This window comes from Duganella callida (assembly GCF_004614165.1).
Classification (GTDB): Bacteria; Pseudomonadota; Gammaproteobacteria; order Burkholderiales; family Burkholderiaceae_D; genus Rugamonas; species Rugamonas callida.
The window spans coordinates 1-16,521 of sequence record NZ_SPVG01000123.1 but is presented as its reverse complement, the minus strand read 5'-3'; the positions used below and the strand labels follow the sequence as shown (position 1 = coordinate 16,521).

Sequence of the window (16,521 nt, the reverse complement as noted above, 5' to 3'; positions counted from 1 at the left end):
CCCCCCCCCGCACCCCCCCCATCATGCCGGGCCCGGCGTCTTGGCCTCCCCCCCCCCGCCGGGGGGGTGGCCTGGGCAGCAGCGGCTCGGCCGGCGCCGGCGCCGGCTCGGGCGTCAGCTCCAGCACCGCGTCGAATTCTTCCGACGGCTTGTCCAATTCCTCGTCGGGCAGGGCGTTTTGTTTGGCGCGCTCGGCTTTCTTGAGCGCTTGCATTAAGAGACTCATGATCCGTTGGCCTTGGCGGTGGGGGCGGACGAGGACGAGGTCACCGGATACGGTTCGGTGTCCGGCTGGCCCGGCAGGATGTAGCGGTAATCCTTGTAATCGCCGTTGATGCTGGCGTCCTTCACCACCACCGGCCGCATGAAGATCACCAGCTCGGTCTTGGTGCTGTTCTCATTGCGATACGAGAACAGGTTGCCCAGCACGGGAATGCTGCCCAGCACCGGCACCGCATCCTTGGCGTTGTCGAGCGAATCCTGCATCAGCCCGCCCATGACGGCGATCTGGCCGCTGTTGACCTTCATGATCGATTCCAGCTCGCGCGCCTGGATCACCGGCACTTCGCTGGTGACGCCGGCGGTGGCCAGCGCCGGATTCGGGTCGCGTACCTTGCCCACCACGCGGGTGATGGTGGGGCGCACATTGAGGGTCACTTCATCGCTGTCGGAAATCTGCGGCGTCACGCTCATGACGAAACCGACCGGCACCGTCTCCAGGTGCGATTCATAGGTGGCCGGCGTGCTGACGCCGCCATTGACGTTGAGGATGGCCGGCGTCACCTTGATCGAAAAGAACACGTTGTTATCGACCACCTTCAACAGCGCGGTCTGATTGTTCAACACGCTGATTTTCGGGCTCGACAGGACTTTCACCTTGCCGAACGATTCCAGCAACTGGATGGTGGTGGCAATGTTGCCGATGCGGCTGGTCGGATTGGCGTAATTCAGCACGAACACGCCCGGCGACACGCCCTGCGCGACGCCGCTGGACAGGCCGGTGGTGCCGACCGCGCCCTGGGTCAGCTTGAGTCCGCCGCCGCCGATGGATTTCCAGTCGATGCCTTGCTGATAGGAGTCGCTGAGTTTGACCTCGACGATGGTGGCTTCGATCAGCACCTGGCGCTTGGCCGCGCCCAGCACCAGGTCGAGGAATTGCTGAATTTTTTCATGCTGGCGCGCGGTGGCGCGCACGGCGATCAGGCCGCCCTCGGGATTGACGATGACCGGATTGATACGGTTCGCCGCCGACTGGCCGAAGGCGAACGGCGTCGCCTGCGGCGCGGCGGGCGCACCCAGGCCGTTGGGCTGCTGGCCGGGACCGGCGGCGGGCAGGGCAGCCTGCAGGCCGGCCTGCGAATCGGCCGCCGTTTCCGTCCCGCGCAGCATGTCGCGGATGTTCTTTTCCAGATTGGCCCAGAAATTGTTATCCGATCGGTTGTTGACCACCGTGGTCGAATTGTTGGTGCCGTTGGCTGCCGGTCCGTTGTTATTGTTGTTGCCGGACTGGTTCTGGCCGCTGTTATTGCCGCTGGCATTGCCATTGTTGGCGCCGCTGTTCGACGAGCCATTGTTTTGCTGGCTGGAGGACTGGCTCTGCCCCAGCGTATCGACGCCGCCGCCGGTGGTGGAAATCTGCGTTGCGATATTCACGCTGCTGCTGGTGCTGCGGGCGATGTTGACGTAATCGACCTTGTAGTTGCGCCACTCCGGCGTGTCGGGCAGCACGGTCAGGGTGCTGCCGCTGATTTCATAACGCATGTCGACCTGGCGCTGGATGCGGTTCAGCAGTTGCGGCAGGGTCTGGTCCAGCGCGTTCAGCGTCACCGTGCCGTCGATGCCGGGGTGGACGTCCACGTTGAGGCCGGCGTCGCGCGCCAGCGCGAACAGCAGCGACTGCACCGGCACCTTGTGCACGGTCACGCTGTAGGTTTCGACCTTGGCGGCCGGCTTGGGCGGCGGCAGCACCACGCTTTGCTGCACCGGTTCCGGGATGGCGCCGACGGGCGGCGGCGGTTCAGTGATGTGCGCGGGCGAATTCGGAATCGTATGACTGCAGGCGCTCAGCAGAACGCCGCAAACCACGGGGACGAGAGGAGTGCTCAGTTTTTTCATTGTATCGTTCCGGCCCTGGGGAGATGCAGGAATTCTTTTTGTTGTGCTTCTGCAATATAGACAACATGATCTTATAAATTCGGTGCCGCCGCAAGGACGATACGCCAAATCCCCCCAATTAGGAGCACCAGCAAACACCCGAGCGCAACAGAGCGCCAGTTCAGCCGCGCGGTCCGGCGGCGGCGACCGAACGGCGACTCGGCAATGGCCTGGCGCGCATGCCGCGCTTCGACCCGCTCGGCGTCCTCGGCAAACGCGGCCAGCAGCGCCTTGTCGGCCAGCACATTGATGCGGCGGATGATGCCTTCAGACGCGGCCGCGATCAGGCGCGCGGCCGCCGGACTGAACAGGGAAGGGCCGTCGTGGCCGGCCCGATGCAGGCGAAACGCCAGGAAATCGCCGGTCAGGTCGCGCGGCAGCGCCGGCACCTGGAAACTGTGGGTGATGCGCTCCTTCAACTGGCGCATGCTGGCCAGCTCGAGGTTTTGATCCAGTTCGGGCTGGCCGAACAGCACGATCTGCAGCAGCTTGCTGCGCGCGGTCTCCAGGTTGGTCAGCAGGCGGATCGCTTCCAGCGTGTCGAGCGGCATGGCCTGGGCTTCCTCGACCAGCAACACCACCTGGCGGCCGGCGCTGTGGCGAGCGATCAGTTCGGCGTGCAGCCGGCGCTGCACCTCGTCGGCGCGCAGGCCGTGCGATTCCAGCCCCAGTTCGGCGGCGATGGCGTGTTGCACCTCCAGCGGGTCGAGGTTGGGATTGACCAGGTAAATCACGTCGATCTGCGGCGGCAGGCGGCTTTCCAGCATGCGGCACAGCATGGTCTTGCCGGCGCCGACCTCGCCGGTGACCTTGATGATGCCTTCGCCATGGCTGACGGCATACAGCATGGCGTCGAGGATGTCGCCTCGGGCGTTGCCGGCATAGAAAAAGGCCGGGTTGGGCGTGATGTTGAACGGTGACTCGCGCAGGCCGAAGTGGGTTTGGTACATGCTCATGCGATGCAAGTGAGGAAAGCTTGTTCCAGGGTCTCGGCGCGGTAGGCGGCGCGGCATTCGGCCGGCGTGCCGGCAAAGCGGATCTGGCCGTCGTGCAGGATGGCCATGCGGTCGCACAGTTCGTCGACGTCGGCCAGCGCGTGCGAGGTCAGGAACAGCGTGCCGCCGGCGCGCTGCAGCGTCCGCAATTGCTGTTTCAATAAGGCGCGCGCCTTGGGGTCGAGACCGCTCATCGGCTCGTCCAATATATATAACTGCTTGCGCGACAGCAGGCAGGCCGCCAGGCCCAGCTTCTGCGTCATGCCTTTGGAATAGCTGCGCACCGTGCGCTTGAGCGCGTCGGCGTCGAGGTCGAGCGCGGCCAGCATGGCGGCCACGGCTTGCGGATCGTAAGGCAGTCCTTGCAAGCTGAGCAGATAGCGGATGAAGTCGGCGCCGGTCAGATAGTAGGGCGGCGTGAAGCGTTCCGGCACGAAGCCCAGCGGCCGGCGCGCCGCCGGCTGGTGATGCGGCCGGCCGAATATCGAGATGCTGCCTTCATCCAGCGCGCAAAAGTCCAGCAGGCACTTGATCAGGCTGGTTTTGCCGGCGCCGTTGACGCCGACCAGGCCGAAACACTCGCCGGCGCGCAGTTCCAGGTCCACGCCGCGCAGCACGTGGGCCGCGCCATAGCGTTTGGCGACGTGCTGGAAGCGCAGGGCGGACTCGGTCATGGAGGTTTAAGCTTGAAGAAACGACACACACTGTAGCGCATTCGTCCGAAGAAAGCGACACCTGCTCGCTCTGTACGCTCATCTGACATAGAATGGCCGCAAGTTTTGGTAAGAATCGTCAAGGAGCGGGTATGTCGAGGCCAGAGAAAGTCCGGCTGGGGGAAATTCTGGTGCAGCAAAAGCTGCTGTCCGAGGAGCAGCTGGGCCTGGCGCTGGCCGACCAGAAGCGCAGCGGACGCAAGCTGGGCCGCGTGTTCGTCGAAAACGGTTATGTGACCGAGGAGCAGATCGCCGGCGCGCTGGCGCGGCAACTGAGCATCCCCTACCTGAACCTGAAGTTCTACAACATCAATCCCGAGATCGTGCGCATGCTGCCGGAAACCCAGGCGCGGCGCTTCCGCGCGCTGGTGCTGGAGGACCGCCACGGCGCCATGCTGGTCGGCATGTCAGACCCCACCGACCTGTTCGCCTACGACGAGATCGCCCGCATCCTCAAGCAGAACATCGAGCTGGCGGTGGTCAACGAGACCGAGGTGGTGGCCGCGATCGACCGTATTTACCGGCGCACCGAGGATATCTCCGACCTGGCGCGCGAGCTCGAGCAGGACGTCGGCGACGCCTCGGTCGACTTCGGCGCGCTGGCGGCCGCCAATCCGAATCTGGAAGAAGCGCCGGTGGTCAAACTGTTGCAGTCGGTGTTCGACGATGCGGCGCAGGTGCGCGCGTCCGACATCCACATCGAACCGCAGGAGGCGCGGTTGCAGATCCGCTTCCGCATCGACGGCGTGCTGCACCTGCAGACCGAGGCCGACATCAAGATCGCGCCGTCGCTGGCCCTGCGGCTGAAGCTGATGTCCGACCTCGACATCTCGGAAAAGCGCCTGCCGCAGGATGGCCGCTTTGCCGTGCGCGTGAAAAACCAGCGCATCGACGTGCGTATCTCGTCGATGCCGACCCAGTACGGCGAATCGATCGTGATGCGTCTGCTGAACCAGACCGGCGCCCAGCTGCGCCTGGACGCGATCGGCATGCCGCGCGGGATCCTGGACAAATTCCGCGCCATCGTGCAGCGCCCCAACGGCCTGGTGCTGGTGACCGGGCCGACCGGCTCCGGCAAGACCACCACGCTGTACTCGGCGCTGGCCGAGCTGAACTCGGTCGAGAAAAAGCTGATCACGGTGGAAGACCCGGTCGAATACCGGCTGGCCGGCATCAACCAGGTGCAGGTCAACGACAAGATCGACCTCGACTTCGCGCGCGTGCTACGTTCGGCGCTGCGGCAGGACCCGGACATCGTGCTGGTCGGCGAGATGCGCGACCAGGAAACCGCCCAGATCGGCCTGCGCGCCGCCATGACCGGTCACCTGGTGCTATCGACGCTGCACACCAACGATGCCGCCAGCACGCCGCTGCGCCTGATGGACATGGGCGTGCCGCGCTACATGGTCGGCAGCTCGCTGCAGGCGGTGCTGGCGCAGCGCCTGGTGCGGGTGATCTGCGAAAGCTGCACCACCCCGTACGAGCCGACCCCGACCGAGCGCGAATGGCTGAGCCAGGAACTCAACGACAAGGTCGACAAGGCGCGCTATTTCCATGGCAAGGGCTGCTCGCACTGCAATGGCATGGGCTATCGCGGCCGTACCGGCGTCTACGAACTGCTGGAAATGACGCGCACCGTGGTCGACGCCGCCAACGATCCCGACCCGTCGCACTTCCTGCGCGTGGCGCAGCAGCAGATGGGCGGCGACACCTTGCGCCGCCACGCGGTGCAGCTGGTGATCCAGGGCCGCACCACGATTTCCGAAGCGATGCGCATCAGTAACCAGGTCGAGGATTAATCCGTGCCGTTTTTCGCCTACAAGGGCCGCAACGCGCGCGGCGAACTGATGCAAGGCTTGCTGGAGGCGGCCGACAGCGGCGCCGTGGCCGACCAGCTGTTCAACACCGGCGTGACGCCGATCGAGATCGCGGTCACCAACAAGAAGGTGGGCGCCGACGGCGAAAGCTGGTGGGCCAGGCTGACCGAGCGCAAGCCGACGTCGATGGACGTGCAGCTGTTCAGCCGCCAGATGTACACCCTGCTCAAGTCCGGCGTGCCCATCATGCGCGGCCTGGCGGGGTTGCAGGAGTCCGCGGTCAGCAAATCGTTCGGCAAGGTGATCAAGGATTTGCGCGAGTCGCTGGACTCGGGGCGCGAACTGTCGTCGGCCATGCGCCGCCATCCGGACGTATTTACGCCGTTTTACCTGTCCATGGTGAGGGTGGGGGAGATGACCGGGCGGCTGGAGGAAGTGTTCATGCGCCTGTTCGACCACCTGGAATTCGACCGCGACATGCGCGAGCGCGTCAAGTCGGCCACGCGTTATCCGTCGTTCGTGGTGTTTGCCATGGTCGCGGCGATGATTGTGGTGAACATCTTCGTGATTCCGGCGTTTGTCGGCGTGTTCGCCAAGTTCAACGCCGAACTGCCGCTGATGACGCGGGTGCTGATCGCCACCTCCAACTTCACGGTGCGCTACTGGCCGGTGATGGCCGGCGGCGCGGCGCTGGCCGCCTGGGGTTTTCGCGCGTGGGTGCGGACACCGCAGGGACTCTATCAGTGGGATAAATTCAAACTGCGCGTCCCGGTCGCCGGCAAGATCGTGCTGAAGGCCACCATGGCGCGTTTCGCCCGCAGCTTCGCGCTGTCCAGCCGCAGCGGCGTGCCCATCGTGCAGGCGCTGTCGGTGGTGGCACAGACGGTGGACAACGCCTACCTGACCGCGCGCGTCGAGCAGATGCGCGACGGCGTCGAGCGCGGCGAAAGCATCCTGCGCACGGCCGCCGCGGCCAACGTGTTCACGCCCATCGTGTTGCAGATGATCGCCGTGGGCGAGGAAAGCGGCTCGATCGACGACCTGATGGACGAGATCGCGCAAATGTACGAGCGCGAAGTCGATTACGAGCTGAAGACGCTATCGGCGCAAATCGAACCGATCCTGATTGTCTTCCTCGGCATCATGGTGCTGATCCTGGCGCTGGGCATCTTCCTGCCGATCTGGGATCTGGGCAAGGCTGCCTTGCATCATTGAGTGTGAAATCATGGCATCCTTGGCAATGTTTGTGACGCCGAAACAACACGGGGCAACCCTGTTGGAATTTTCCGTCACCGTGGCGGTGACCGCCATCTTGATGACAGTGCTATTACAAAGCATGTTTTTCTACCAAGATCGTGCCGAGGAAGCCGCAGTGCGGCAAACCATTGCCAATGTGCGTTCTGCCTTAGAAATTAAGGTTGCCACAGGAAAATTGCCCGGGCGCAGCGTGGATTTAACGATTTTAGCCGAACAAAATCCGTTGGATTTGCTAAAAGAGAAACCAGCCAACTATGTCGGCGCATTGTTTCACCCCGGTGACGGCGACATCGGCGTCGGTAACTGGTGTTTCGACCGCGCCGACAAGACTCTGGTTTATTTGTTAAATAATCGAAATTCTTTGGTAGATGCTCAAACGAAACGTTTGAAATACAAGGTAAAATTGACGCGCTTGCCCCAACTATCCGCCAGGCCGTCGGGCACACCAGACGCTGTCGGTGTGGCCTTTGAACAAGTTAAGGATTAGCGCGCCCGCGCTGTTGGACCACCTTATTGATGACGATTTGGAGAATGTAATGAACAAGCCAGCTATGACCACGATGCGCAACCAGGCCCAGGGCGGTTTCACGCTCATCGAACTGATCGTGGTGATCGTGATTCTGGGTATCCTGGCGGCGACTGCACTGCCTCGCTTTTCCAACCTGAGCGGTGATGCGCGCAGTGCTTCGATCAACGCGGCGGCCGGTGCGCTGCGCTCTGTATCCGCGATGGCGCACGGCCAGGCGCTGGCGACCGGCGGCAACCCGGCAAGTGTCCTGATGGAGAATCAGCAGGTGGACTTGACCAACACTTACCCTACCGCGAATGCCAACCTTGCCGCCGCTGCCGGCCTGAGCGCGCAGGATTACAATATTTTGGTCGGTCCGGTCGCAGTCTCGGCTGGTGTTAACCCTGCCGTCGCTGCTGGCGAACTGGTGATTGTCCCACGTAACCCCTCGACCAATGCCGGCAACAACTGCTGGGTGCGATACACCCAGGCGGCGGCAGCCAATGCTGCGCCGACTTTTGTTGTCAACGCCACTGCCGCCAACTGCCTGTAAGAAGTCTGCAGAGCGCATCTCGCCGTGAATTATCGCCTGATAGCGCGGCGCTGTTTCGGCTTCACCATGGTGGAGCTGGTGGTGGTGTTGCTGCTGGTCGGCATCCTTGCCGCCATCGGCATGACCCGGTTTTTCGACAACGCCGCGTTCGAAAACCGGGCCTACGCCGACCAGGTCAAAACCATTCTCCGCTATGCGCAGAAGCTTGCTGTAGGGCGCAACGGCCCCGTATTTGTGCGCGCCACACCCAATTTTTTGGCGGTCTGTTCTTCGGCGGCCTGCGATGACGCCAACAAGATCCCGGCGCCGGGTGGTGGCAACAGCGCCAGCAAGGCCACCAGGACCTATTGCCTGAACGCCGCTGGCAACGCGGCTGGCGGCTGGATGTGTGAAGGCCGGCCCGGCAGTGTCACGGTTGCAGCCAACGGCGCTGCGGCCAGCTTCGGGGCCAACGGCGGATTCTATTTCGATGGCCTGGGGCGTCCTTACAATCTCAATGATGCCGGCATCACCTCGACCTTCGCCACCATGACGCTGAGGTTTACCAGCGGCGTCAACACTGCCACCGTCATCGTCAACGCGGAAAGCGGCTATGTGCAATAAGCGCCGCCAGCAGGGTGTCACGATGGTCGAGCTGATCATCTTCATGGTCATCGTTGGCGTAGCGGTGGCGGGCATTCTGCAAGTGCTTAATTTCGCTAACAAAAATAGCGCCGACCCCATGCGGCGTAAGCAGGCCATGCTGATCGCCGAGGCTTACATGGAAGAGGTCCAGCAGGCGCAATTTACCTATTGCGACCCGGCCGATGAAAACGCGAGTACGGCCTCGGACCCGAACGGCTGCAAGGACGCGACCTTGCGCGAGCAATTCGGCCGCGAGGCGAACAACACGCGGCCCTACGACAATATTAATGATTACGTGCCTGCCAATTATCAGCTGGGTACAGCCGTGCGTGCATTTGCCGTGGCGGACAGCAGCGGTAACCTGGTCGATCGGGATGTCGCCGGTAACCCGCTGGGCGCGAATGCCGCCGGCGCGACGTTGGGCAACGCATCGTTGAGCGGCTTCACCACTACCCTGACCTTGAACGAAGCCAACGCGTTCGTCGGCTCAACCCAGGCCGTGGCCGGCGCCCCGGACATCGATGCCTTTCTACTGACGATCGCGGTCCGGTACGGCACGGGACCGAACGACGTCGTCACGTTGGAAGGCTACCGTACCCGTTACGCGCCCCAAGCCCGATGAAACTCACCTTGTTCAAAACTGCGCGGCGCGAACGTGGCTTCACATTGGTCGAAGCGATAGTGGTCATGGTGTTGACCGCCATTCTGGCCGGCATTGCTGTGGTATTCATTCGCCGTCCGGTGCAGGGCTATGTGGATACTGCGGCGCGCGCGGATATGGCGGACGCGGCCGAGATCGTCCTGCGCCGCATGTCACGCGAAATCCATACCGCCTTACCGAACAGCATACGTTTCATGGTGATTGGTAACACCTCGTTTATCGAGTTCATTCCCACCAAATCCGGCGGCCAATATTTATCGACCAGCGATGGCGCGCCCGCCAGCCTCAAACCTCTGGATACCACGGGGGCGTCGCTGCAGTTCCAGATCGTCGGGCCGGTACCGTCAGGGGTGTACGCCATCACGCCCCAGGATGCGATTGTCATCTACAACCTGGGGTCGGGCATCGCCAACGCCGATGCCTATGCGGGCACCAACCGGGCCGGAGTCAGTCAGGTGACGAATGGTGTGGTTACCATGACCAATAATCCGTTCAACGCTAATAACGCTTCGCCCGGAAAGCGCTTCAGTGTGGTGACGCAGCCCGTTACTTACGCGTGCGTCAATAGTGCCGCCGGCACGGGCCGATTGCTGCGCTATGCGAACTATGGCTACACGCCCAATCAGGTCGATCCAGCGACCCGTACCGATCCGAATGGTAATCCAGTGACGCCGGCGCTGATGACGGCCAATGTGCTCGCCTGTCAGTTTTCCGTGACGGCGGCGGCCAACCAGCTCACTGCGCTGGTCGGGTTGTCGATAGCGCTCGCGCACCCCAGTCCGGATGCCCCGAACGGTGTCGAAACCGCCACCCTGGCGCTGCAAATTCACGTGGACAATACGCCATGAACTCAGCTCTTTTCAGTCGTCTGCGAGCGCGCAGAAAATCCGTCGGGGTGGCCATCATTACCGCCATTTTTCTGCTGGTGGCGTTGGCCGGTCTGGCGGTGGCGGTGGTGACGTTGACCACTGCGCAGCAAGACGGCGCCGCACGCGATTTGCAGGGGGAGCGGACCTATCAAGCGGCCAAGGCCGGGATTGAGTGGGCCCTGTACCGGTCCCTGCGCGGCGCCGATACCAACTCCTCCCTCGATCATGCGAACAATCTCGGATGTCCCGGAACGCTGAACGTAACGTTGCCCAAAGGGGCGACTTTCAGCGGCCTCACCGTCACGGTGACCTGTACCGTGACTGCGGGGCTGATGGGTAACACCGCCACCGACCCGACCGCCGGACATTTCGTCATTACCTCCGTTGCTTGCAATCAGCCATCTGCCGGCATTTGCCCTAATCCCGCGCCGGGGATCGATTACATCCAACGGCGCATCACGGCACAGCTATAAAGCCGCAACTGGGTGGAAATGTGTGTGTTTTTGCAGCGGGATTGTCATTTTGAGCATAATTTGTTGTGGAAGTTGAATATAATCAAGCGTCTAGCGCGTAAACTTCGTGTGTTGAACAATGCGTTTCTTTAAACGAGAGAAAAATCCGGATGGCTGGCTGACTGTCACTTTTTTGAGGGACGGTATTTGCGTGGGCCGCGTCCAGCGCCGGCGCGACGCCAAGGCGGTGGTCGAGTTGTCCGCCTTCTATCCATCCACTGCCGGCCTATCGTCGGCAGCGCTGGACGGCCTGAACAAGGAACTCAGGGCCAGCAGTTTTCGCTGCGGTACGGTGCTGGCCGGCGGCGAATACCAGATGCTGATGGTGGATGCGCCCAACGTGCCGCAGGATGAACTGAAGACGGCCGTGCGCTGGCGCTTGAAGGACATGCTGGACTTCCACATTGACGACGCCACCATCGACGTGCTGGACATCCCGGTGGACAGCCACGGTGTCGCCCGCAATCACTCGATGTTCGCGATTGCCGCGCGCAACAGCCTGATCCAGTCACGTCAGACCGTGTTCAGCGAAGCCGAATTGAACCTGACCGTGATCGACATTCCGGAAATGGCGCAGCGGAATATCTCGGCCCTGCTGGAAACTGAAGGACGTGGGCTGGCCATGCTGTCGTTCGACGCGGATGGCGGCTTGCTGACCATCACCTACAAGGCCGAGCTCTACTTGTCGCGCCGCATTGACGTGACGCTGGCGCAGTTGCTGGAGCCCGATTCGACGCGCCAGCAAAACCAGTTCGACAAGATCACGCTGGAGCTGCAACGCTCGCTCGATCACTTCGACCGCCAGTTCTCGTTCGTTAATGTGTTGAAGTTGGTCCTGGCGCCCACCGGCGCCGAAGGCTTGCACGAACACTTGGCCGCCAATCTGTATATGCCGGTGGAGGCGATGGACCTGAGCGATGTTTTCGACCTCAGCAACGCTTCGGACTTGCGCGATGTGGCGCAACAGCAGCGTTTCTTCCTGACGCTGGGCGCCGCCCTGCGCCACGAGGAGGTAACGCTGTGAGCCAGCAGATCAATCTGTTCAACCCGATCTTCCTCAAGCAGAAGAAGATCTTTACCGCCTTGCCGATGGCCGAGGCGCTGGGCGTGATCATTGCTGGCGCGCTGCTGCTGGACTGGTATGCGGGGCACACTGTGGCCCAGCTGGAACAGGAAGCGGCGGCCGGCAAGGTGCTGCTGGCCGAGCGTGAACAGCGCCTGGTCAAGGCCAATGTGCAGTTCGCGCCGCGCGCTGCCAGCGCCACGCTGCAAGCCGAGCTGGACGCCGCCGAACTGGAACTGAAATCGCTGCACAACGTGGAATCGGTGCTGCAGGGCGGAGCGTTGGGCAATACCGCCGGTTACGCCGAATATTTCCGCGCGTTCTCGCGGCAGAACGTCAGCGGTCTGTGGCTGACCGGTGTGACCATCAGCGGCGCCGGCAACGATATCGGCCTGCAGGGCCGCGCCATGCAGGCGACCATGATCCCCAATTATGTGGCCCGCCTGACCGGCGAACGCGTCATGCACGGCAAGACGTTCGCCAGTCTGGACATTGCCCGGCCCGATGCGGCGCTTGCCCTGGCCGAAGCTGCGGCGGCTGCGTCGGCGCCAGCGGTCCCGGCAGCGCCAAGCGCCGCGCCGTACGTGGAATTCAGCCTGCAATCCACGATGCAGGAGGCGGCCAAATGAAACAGCAATTGTTGCAGCAATGGATTAAGCTGAGCAGCAAGCTGGATGCGATGACGCTGCGCGAACGCGCCATGGTGTTTGTCGCCGTGGTGGCTGCGGTTCTGTTTTTGATTTATACCGTTTCGGTGGAGCCGCTGCTGGCAAGGCAAAAGCTGCTGCGTCTGCAGATCAGGCAGCAGCAGAACCAGATCGGCGGCATCGATGCCGAAATCGCGGCCAAGGCGCAGGGCTTTGTGGTCGATCCCGATGCGGCCACGCGCGCCCGGCTGAAGGCGGTGCAGGAGGAAATCGACAAGACCAGCACAACGCTGATGGCGGTGCAAAAGGGCCTGGTGCCGCCGCAGAAGATTGCGCCGCTGCTGGAGCAACTGTTGCGCGGCAACGGCAGGCTGAAGCTGATGTCGATGAAGACGCTGCCAGTGGCGGGCATGAGCGAGGCGGCCCAAACTGACGCGGCCCCGGCCAAACCCGTGGAATTGAGCAAGGTCGCCACCTCCAGCGCCGTGACCGCCGCAGTGGCGGCAGCCGCACAGCAGGGCGCCACGCCGGCAGCGCCCAAGCCGCGCGAGCTGTTGTACCGTCACGGCGTGGAAATCGTGCTGCAAGGGAGTTATCTGGACATGGTCAGTTACATGGACGCGCTGGAATCGCTGCCGACCCAGTTGTTCTGGGGACGCGCGCGTCTGGACGCCCAGCAGTACCCGAACTCGCGCCTGACGCTGACCTTGTACACGCTGAGCCTGGATCAGAAATGGATGAAACTATGAAGCGCGCCGTCAAGCGTGGCCTGTCGCTGCTGTGCGTGTGCGCCGTCTGGCACGGCGCGGCGCTGGCGCAGCTGGCCGACCCGACGCGGCCGCCGCCGGAAGCACGCCTGACCGCGGCCGATCTGGCCGATGTGCCGCCAACCCCGGCCGGCCCGCAGCTGCAATCGGTGTTGATCGGCTCGAACGGCCGGCAGGTGGCGGTGATCGATGGCCAGACCGTGCGCAAGGGTGAAAAGATCAACGGCGCCGTGCTGGTGGACGTCCGCAAGAACCAGGTGGTGCTCCAGAAAGGCAAGAACAAGCAGGTTCTGACCTTGTTCCCGGATGACGCTAAAAACGACGCTAAAAAAGCTGCACATTAATCATGCAAAAAATCCTGACCATCGCCGCTGTGACGACCTTGCTGCTGAGCGGCTGCCAGACGCCGTCCACGCGCGACACCTACGACAAGATCAGCAATGAAGTCAGCACGGCCGCCGCCAAGCCGGCCGTCACGACCCAAAGCGAGGCGGTGGCGAGCGCGCTGCTGCCGCCGGTTTCGCAGCTGACCGAGCAATTGCCCAAGGCGCGCGCGGTGCTGGAAGAGCGCTTCAACGTCTCGTTCAACAATGTGCCGGTGCAGCAGTTCTACAACTCGATCGTGGCCGGCACGCGCTACAACATGCTGATCAACCCCGAGGTGACCGGCAACATCAGCGCCAACCTCAAGGACGTGACCTTGTTCGAGGCGCTCGACGCGATCCGCGAGCTGTACGGCTACGACTATAAGGTGGAAGGCACGCGCATCTACATCCGTCCGCTGACCATGCAGACCAAGATGTTCAAGATTAACTACCTGACGGCGATCCGCAAGGGCCAGTCCAGCCTGCGCGTGTCCTCGACCTCGGTGGCGAACGCGGGCACCAGCAACAGCGGCAACCAGAGCAACAACGGCAACTCGAACAACAACAATAACAGCGGCAGCGGTGGCAATTGCGATCCGGCCAATCCGGGCAGCTGCCAGCAGCAGCGCGATTCGGCCAATGTCTCGACCACGTCGGAGAGCGATTTCTGGCTGGAGCTGAAGACCGCCCTGACGGCGCTGGTCGATACCGACAAGGAAGGCCGCAGCGTGACCATCAGCCCGCAGTCAGGCGTGATCGTGATCCGCGCCATGCCGGAGGAACTGCGCAATGTCGATCTGTATCTGAAGGCGACCCAGCTGTCGGTGGACCGCCAGGTGATCCTGGAAGCCAAGATTCTGGAAGTGGAGCTGAATTCCAACTTCCAGACCGGCGTCAACTGGGCGGCGTTCGGCAAGTTTGGCGCCGGCGGCAATAACCGCTTCTCGGTCGGCACGCTGCAGCCAGGGAACACGCTGGCGCCGCTGGGCACGCCGCTGAACGGCACCGGCAAGTCCGGCGTCAGCGCCGATCCGGGCAAAACCATCGGCGCCTCGGCAGACGCCGTCGGCTCGCTGCTGGGCATGGCGTTCCAGACCAGTAATTTCGCCGCGCTGATTTCCTTCCTCGAAGGGCAGGGCACGGTGCACGTGCTGTCCAGCCCGCGCATCGCCACGCTGAACAACCAGAAAGCGCTGCTGAAGATCGGCACCGACGAGTTTTACGTGACCGGCGTCAGTACCACCACCACCACCAGCGGCACCGGTACCGGCGTCACCACCCCGACCGTGACCCTGCAGCCGTTCTTCTCCGGCGTGGTGCTGGACGTGACGCCGCAGATCGATGAGGACGGCAACATCATCCTGCACGTGCACCCGTCGGTCAGCCAGGTGTCGACTGTCAACAAGGGCCTGAACCTGGGCTCGCTGGGCAACTTCACGCTGCCGCTGGCGGCGTCGTCGACCTCGGAAATGGACAGCATGGTGCGCGGCCAGAACGGTCAGGTGGTGGCGATCGGCGGCCTGATGCGTCAGGCCACCACCACCGACAATTCCGGTGTGCCGGGCGCCAGCCAGGTGCCGGTGATCGGCTCGCTGTTCGGCAGCAAGGCCGAGGTGGTGCAGAAGCGCGAGCTGGTGGTACTGATCAAGCCGACCATCGTGGAAACCACCTCGGACTGGAATCACGACCTGCTCGACAGCGGCCGCCGCATCAAGGAGCTCGATCCGGGCCGGGCCAGGGGACGCGACTGATCATGTACAGCAAACACTTCGGCTTCCGTGAAGCGCCTTTCAGCATCACGCCGGACACCAGCTATTTCTTCACCAGCCCGCATTCGCAGGAGGCGTTGAATACCTTGCTGGTGGCGGCCAAGAGCGGCGAGGGTTTCATCAAGATCACCGGCGAGGTCGGCACCGGCAAGACGCTGCTGTGCCGCAAATTCATTGCCACGGTGGGGCCGGAGTTCGTCACCGCGTACATCCCGAACCCGTATCTGGAGCCGCGCACGCTGATGCTGGCGCTGGCCGACGAACTGGAGCTGCCGCTGGACAAGGACGTCGATCAGCATCAGTTGCTGAAGTCGATCACGCACCGCCTGCTCGACCTGGCGCGCGAAGGCAAGCAGGTCTTGCTGCTGCTGGACGAGGCGCAGGCGATTCCGACCGAAAGCCTGGAAGCGCTGCGCCTGCTGACCAATCTGGAGACCGAAAAGCGCAAGCTGCTGCAGATCGTGCTGTTCGGGCAGCCGGAGCTGAACCAGCATCTGCAGGCGACCGCGATCCGCCAGCTGGCGCAGCGCATCACCTTCCACTATCACCTGGGACCGCTGAGCCGGGATGATATCGAGTACTACATTGCGCACCGGCTGCGCGTGGCTGGTTATACTGGCGGACGGCTGTTCAGCCGCGGCGCGATTGCGCGTCTGTACAAGGCCAGCGGCGGCATTCCGCGGCTGGTGAACATCATGGCGAACAAGTCGCTGATGCTGTGCTACGGCGAGGGCAAGCAGCAGGTGACGCGGCGCCATGTGACGTTGGCGGCCAGCGACACGGTGTCGTCGTCGGGACGGCTGCGCTGGCCCTGGCTGGCGGCCGGCCTGAGTTTGCTGATCGCCGCATGCGGCCTGACCTGGGCGTTGACCAAATGAGCTTGATTAATAAAATGCTGCAGGATCTGGATGCGCGCGGCGGCGGCGATCAGCCCGCGCTGCAGCAACAGGAATTGAAGGCGGTGCCGGCGCAGGAGCGCGACCGGCGGCCCATGCTGTACGGCGGCGCGGCGCTGGGTGTGCTGGTGATTGCGGCGGCCGGCTGGTACGGCTGGCAGCAGTGGCAGGTGCACAAGGCGCCAGCCGGTCCGGTGCCGAAGGTGGTCGATAACCGGATACCGGATCGCCCGCGATTCCAGGAGCCGCCCAGGCCGGTGGCCACGCAGGCGGATAGCGCGGCCAGCAAGGCCGGCACCGGGCCGGCGACGGCCGCTGCGGAGGTCGCCCCGGTTGCGGCAGTCCCGGCGC

General features: G+C 63.2%; 18 protein-coding genes and 1 pseudogene. 15 read left to right on the top strand and 4 right to left on the bottom strand.

Annotated elements, in window-relative coordinates; translation table 11 throughout:
• From E4L98_RS12270 to E4L98_RS12255, 4 genes are all read right to left on the bottom strand, one after another.
• A partial coding sequence (locus E4L98_RS12270; RefSeq protein ID WP_205746712.1) for a hypothetical protein occupies positions 1-226 on the bottom strand: 226 nt, incomplete at its 3' end.
• Complete coding sequence (gene mshL, locus E4L98_RS12265; protein WP_135201839.1) at positions 223-2,115, bottom strand: pilus (MSHA type) biogenesis protein MshL; 1,893 nt, start codon at positions 2,113-2,115, stop codon at positions 223-225. The genes E4L98_RS12270 and mshL (E4L98_RS12265), both read right to left, overlap by 4 nt.
• 71 nt (positions 2,116-2,186) lie before the next feature.
• Positions 2,187-3,110, bottom strand: coding sequence for an ExeA family protein (locus E4L98_RS12260; protein WP_229257373.1), 924 nt, complete (start codon positions 3,108-3,110; stop codon positions 2,187-2,189).
• Complete coding sequence (locus E4L98_RS12255; protein WP_135201838.1) at positions 3,107-3,823, bottom strand: ABC transporter ATP-binding protein; 717 nt, start codon at positions 3,821-3,823, stop codon at positions 3,107-3,109. The genes E4L98_RS12260 and E4L98_RS12255 overlap by 4 nt, the downstream gene beginning before the upstream one ends.
• A 131-nt stretch (positions 3,824-3,954) precedes the next feature.
• On the opposite strand from E4L98_RS12255, the gene E4L98_RS12250 reads away from it, so the two are divergent.
• From E4L98_RS12250 to E4L98_RS12180, 15 genes and pseudogenes are all read left to right on the top strand, one after another.
• The gene (locus E4L98_RS12250; RefSeq protein ID WP_135201837.1) at positions 3,955-5,661 is read left to right on the top strand and encodes a GspE/PulE family protein; all 1,707 of its coding nucleotides are present in this window, start codon (positions 3,955-3,957) and stop codon (positions 5,659-5,661) included.
• 3 nt (positions 5,662-5,664) lie between these two features.
• Entirely contained in the window at positions 5,665-6,894 is a 1,230-nt protein-coding gene (locus tag E4L98_RS12245) for a type II secretion system F family protein (RefSeq protein WP_135201836.1), read from the top strand.
• Positions 6,895-6,904: 10 nt separating this feature from the next.
• Positions 6,905-7,423: a type II secretion system protein gene (locus E4L98_RS12240; protein WP_135201835.1), complete on the top strand. Its 519-nt coding sequence runs from the start codon at positions 6,905-6,907 to the stop codon at positions 7,421-7,423.
• A 49-nt stretch (positions 7,424-7,472) separates the two neighbouring features.
• The gene (locus E4L98_RS31170) at positions 7,473-7,997 is read left to right on the top strand and encodes a type II secretion system protein (RefSeq protein ID WP_135201834.1); all 525 of its coding nucleotides are present in this window, start codon (positions 7,473-7,475) and stop codon (positions 7,995-7,997) included.
• Between the two features lie 24 nt (positions 7,998-8,021).
• Positions 8,022-8,600, top strand: coding sequence for a pilus assembly FimT family protein (locus E4L98_RS12230; protein ID WP_135201833.1), 579 nt, complete (start codon positions 8,022-8,024; stop codon positions 8,598-8,600).
• On the top strand, positions 8,590-9,243 hold the full coding sequence (locus E4L98_RS12225) for a prepilin-type N-terminal cleavage/methylation domain-containing protein (protein WP_135201832.1): 654 nt from the start codon (positions 8,590-8,592) through the stop codon (positions 9,241-9,243). The genes E4L98_RS12230 and E4L98_RS12225 overlap by 11 nt, the downstream gene beginning before the upstream one ends.
• Positions 9,240-10,130 carry a type II secretion system protein gene (locus E4L98_RS12220; protein ID WP_135201831.1) on the top strand — a complete coding sequence of 297 codons (891 nt, stop codon included), beginning with the start codon at positions 9,240-9,242 and terminating at the stop codon, positions 10,128-10,130. Before E4L98_RS12225 ends, E4L98_RS12220 begins: the two co-directional genes overlap by 4 nt.
• The gene (locus tag E4L98_RS12215; protein WP_135201830.1) at positions 10,127-10,624 is read left to right on the top strand and encodes an agglutinin biogenesis protein MshP; all 498 of its coding nucleotides are present in this window, start codon (positions 10,127-10,129) and stop codon (positions 10,622-10,624) included. Before E4L98_RS12220 ends, E4L98_RS12215 begins: the two co-directional genes overlap by 4 nt.
• A gap of 118 nt (positions 10,625-10,742) precedes the next feature.
• Positions 10,743-11,687: a type IV pilus biogenesis protein PilM gene (gene pilM, locus E4L98_RS12210; protein WP_135201829.1), complete on the top strand. Its 945-nt coding sequence runs from the start codon at positions 10,743-10,745 to the stop codon at positions 11,685-11,687.
• On the top strand, positions 11,684-12,355 hold the full coding sequence (locus E4L98_RS12205; RefSeq protein ID WP_135201828.1) for an MSHA biogenesis protein MshA: 672 nt from the start codon (positions 11,684-11,686) through the stop codon (positions 12,353-12,355). The genes pilM and E4L98_RS12205 overlap by 4 nt, the downstream gene beginning before the upstream one ends.
• Positions 12,352-13,122, top strand: coding sequence for a hypothetical protein (locus E4L98_RS12200; RefSeq protein ID WP_135201827.1), 771 nt, complete (start codon positions 12,352-12,354; stop codon positions 13,120-13,122). The genes E4L98_RS12205 and E4L98_RS12200 overlap by 4 nt, the downstream gene beginning before the upstream one ends.
• A complete protein-coding gene (locus E4L98_RS12195; protein WP_229257371.1) occupies positions 13,107-13,484 on the top strand; it encodes an MSHA biogenesis protein MshK in 378 nt (125 codons plus the stop codon). The genes E4L98_RS12200 and E4L98_RS12195 overlap by 16 nt, the downstream gene beginning before the upstream one ends.
• Before the next feature lie 2 nt (positions 13,485-13,486).
• The gene (gene mshL, locus E4L98_RS12190; protein WP_135201826.1) at positions 13,487-15,256 is read left to right on the top strand and encodes a pilus (MSHA type) biogenesis protein MshL; all 1,770 of its coding nucleotides are present in this window, start codon (positions 13,487-13,489) and stop codon (positions 15,254-15,256) included.
• Between the two features lie 2 nt (positions 15,257-15,258).
• Complete coding sequence (locus E4L98_RS12185) at positions 15,259-16,152, top strand: ExeA family protein (RefSeq protein ID WP_135201825.1); 894 nt, start codon at positions 15,259-15,261, stop codon at positions 16,150-16,152.
• Positions 16,149-16,521: pseudogene (locus E4L98_RS12180) on the top strand (tetratricopeptide repeat protein); the annotation flags it as partial. The gene E4L98_RS12185 and the pseudogene E4L98_RS12180, both read left to right, overlap by 4 nt.

Excerpts from the sequence above, each read along its gene's own strand:
- E4L98_RS12250 (WP_135201837.1), top strand. The coding sequence starts at position 3,955 with ATGTCGAGGCCAGAGAAAGTCCGGCTGGGGGAAATTCTGGTGCAGCAA.
- mshL (WP_135201839.1), bottom strand. The coding sequence starts at position 2,115 with ATGAAAAAACTGAGCACTCCTCTCGTCCCCGTGGTTTGCGGCGTTCTG.
- mshL (WP_135201826.1), top strand. The coding sequence starts at position 13,487 with ATGCAAAAAATCCTGACCATCGCCGCTGTGACGACCTTGCTGCTGAGC.
- E4L98_RS12225 (WP_135201832.1), top strand. The coding sequence starts at position 8,590 with ATGTGCAATAAGCGCCGCCAGCAGGGTGTCACGATGGTCGAGCTGATC.
- E4L98_RS12200 (WP_135201827.1), top strand. The coding sequence starts at position 12,352 with ATGAAACAGCAATTGTTGCAGCAATGGATTAAGCTGAGCAGCAAGCTG.
- E4L98_RS31170 (WP_135201834.1), top strand. The coding sequence starts at position 7,473 with ATGAACAAGCCAGCTATGACCACGATGCGCAACCAGGCCCAGGGCGGT.
- E4L98_RS12185 (WP_135201825.1), top strand. The coding sequence starts at position 15,259 with ATGTACAGCAAACACTTCGGCTTCCGTGAAGCGCCTTTCAGCATCACG.
- E4L98_RS12240 (WP_135201835.1), top strand. The coding sequence starts at position 6,905 with ATGGCATCCTTGGCAATGTTTGTGACGCCGAAACAACACGGGGCAACC.
- E4L98_RS12260 (WP_229257373.1), bottom strand. The coding sequence starts at position 3,110 with ATGAGCATGTACCAAACCCACTTCGGCCTGCGCGAGTCACCGTTCAAC.
- E4L98_RS12195 (WP_229257371.1), top strand. The coding sequence starts at position 13,107 with ATGGATGAAACTATGAAGCGCGCCGTCAAGCGTGGCCTGTCGCTGCTG.
- E4L98_RS12220 (WP_135201831.1), top strand. The coding sequence starts at position 9,240 with ATGAAACTCACCTTGTTCAAAACTGCGCGGCGCGAACGTGGCTTCACA.
- E4L98_RS12255 (WP_135201838.1), bottom strand. The coding sequence starts at position 3,823 with ATGACCGAGTCCGCCCTGCGCTTCCAGCACGTCGCCAAACGCTATGGC.
- E4L98_RS12215 (WP_135201830.1), top strand. The coding sequence starts at position 10,127 with ATGAACTCAGCTCTTTTCAGTCGTCTGCGAGCGCGCAGAAAATCCGTC.
- pilM (WP_135201829.1), top strand. The coding sequence starts at position 10,743 with ATGCGTTTCTTTAAACGAGAGAAAAATCCGGATGGCTGGCTGACTGTC.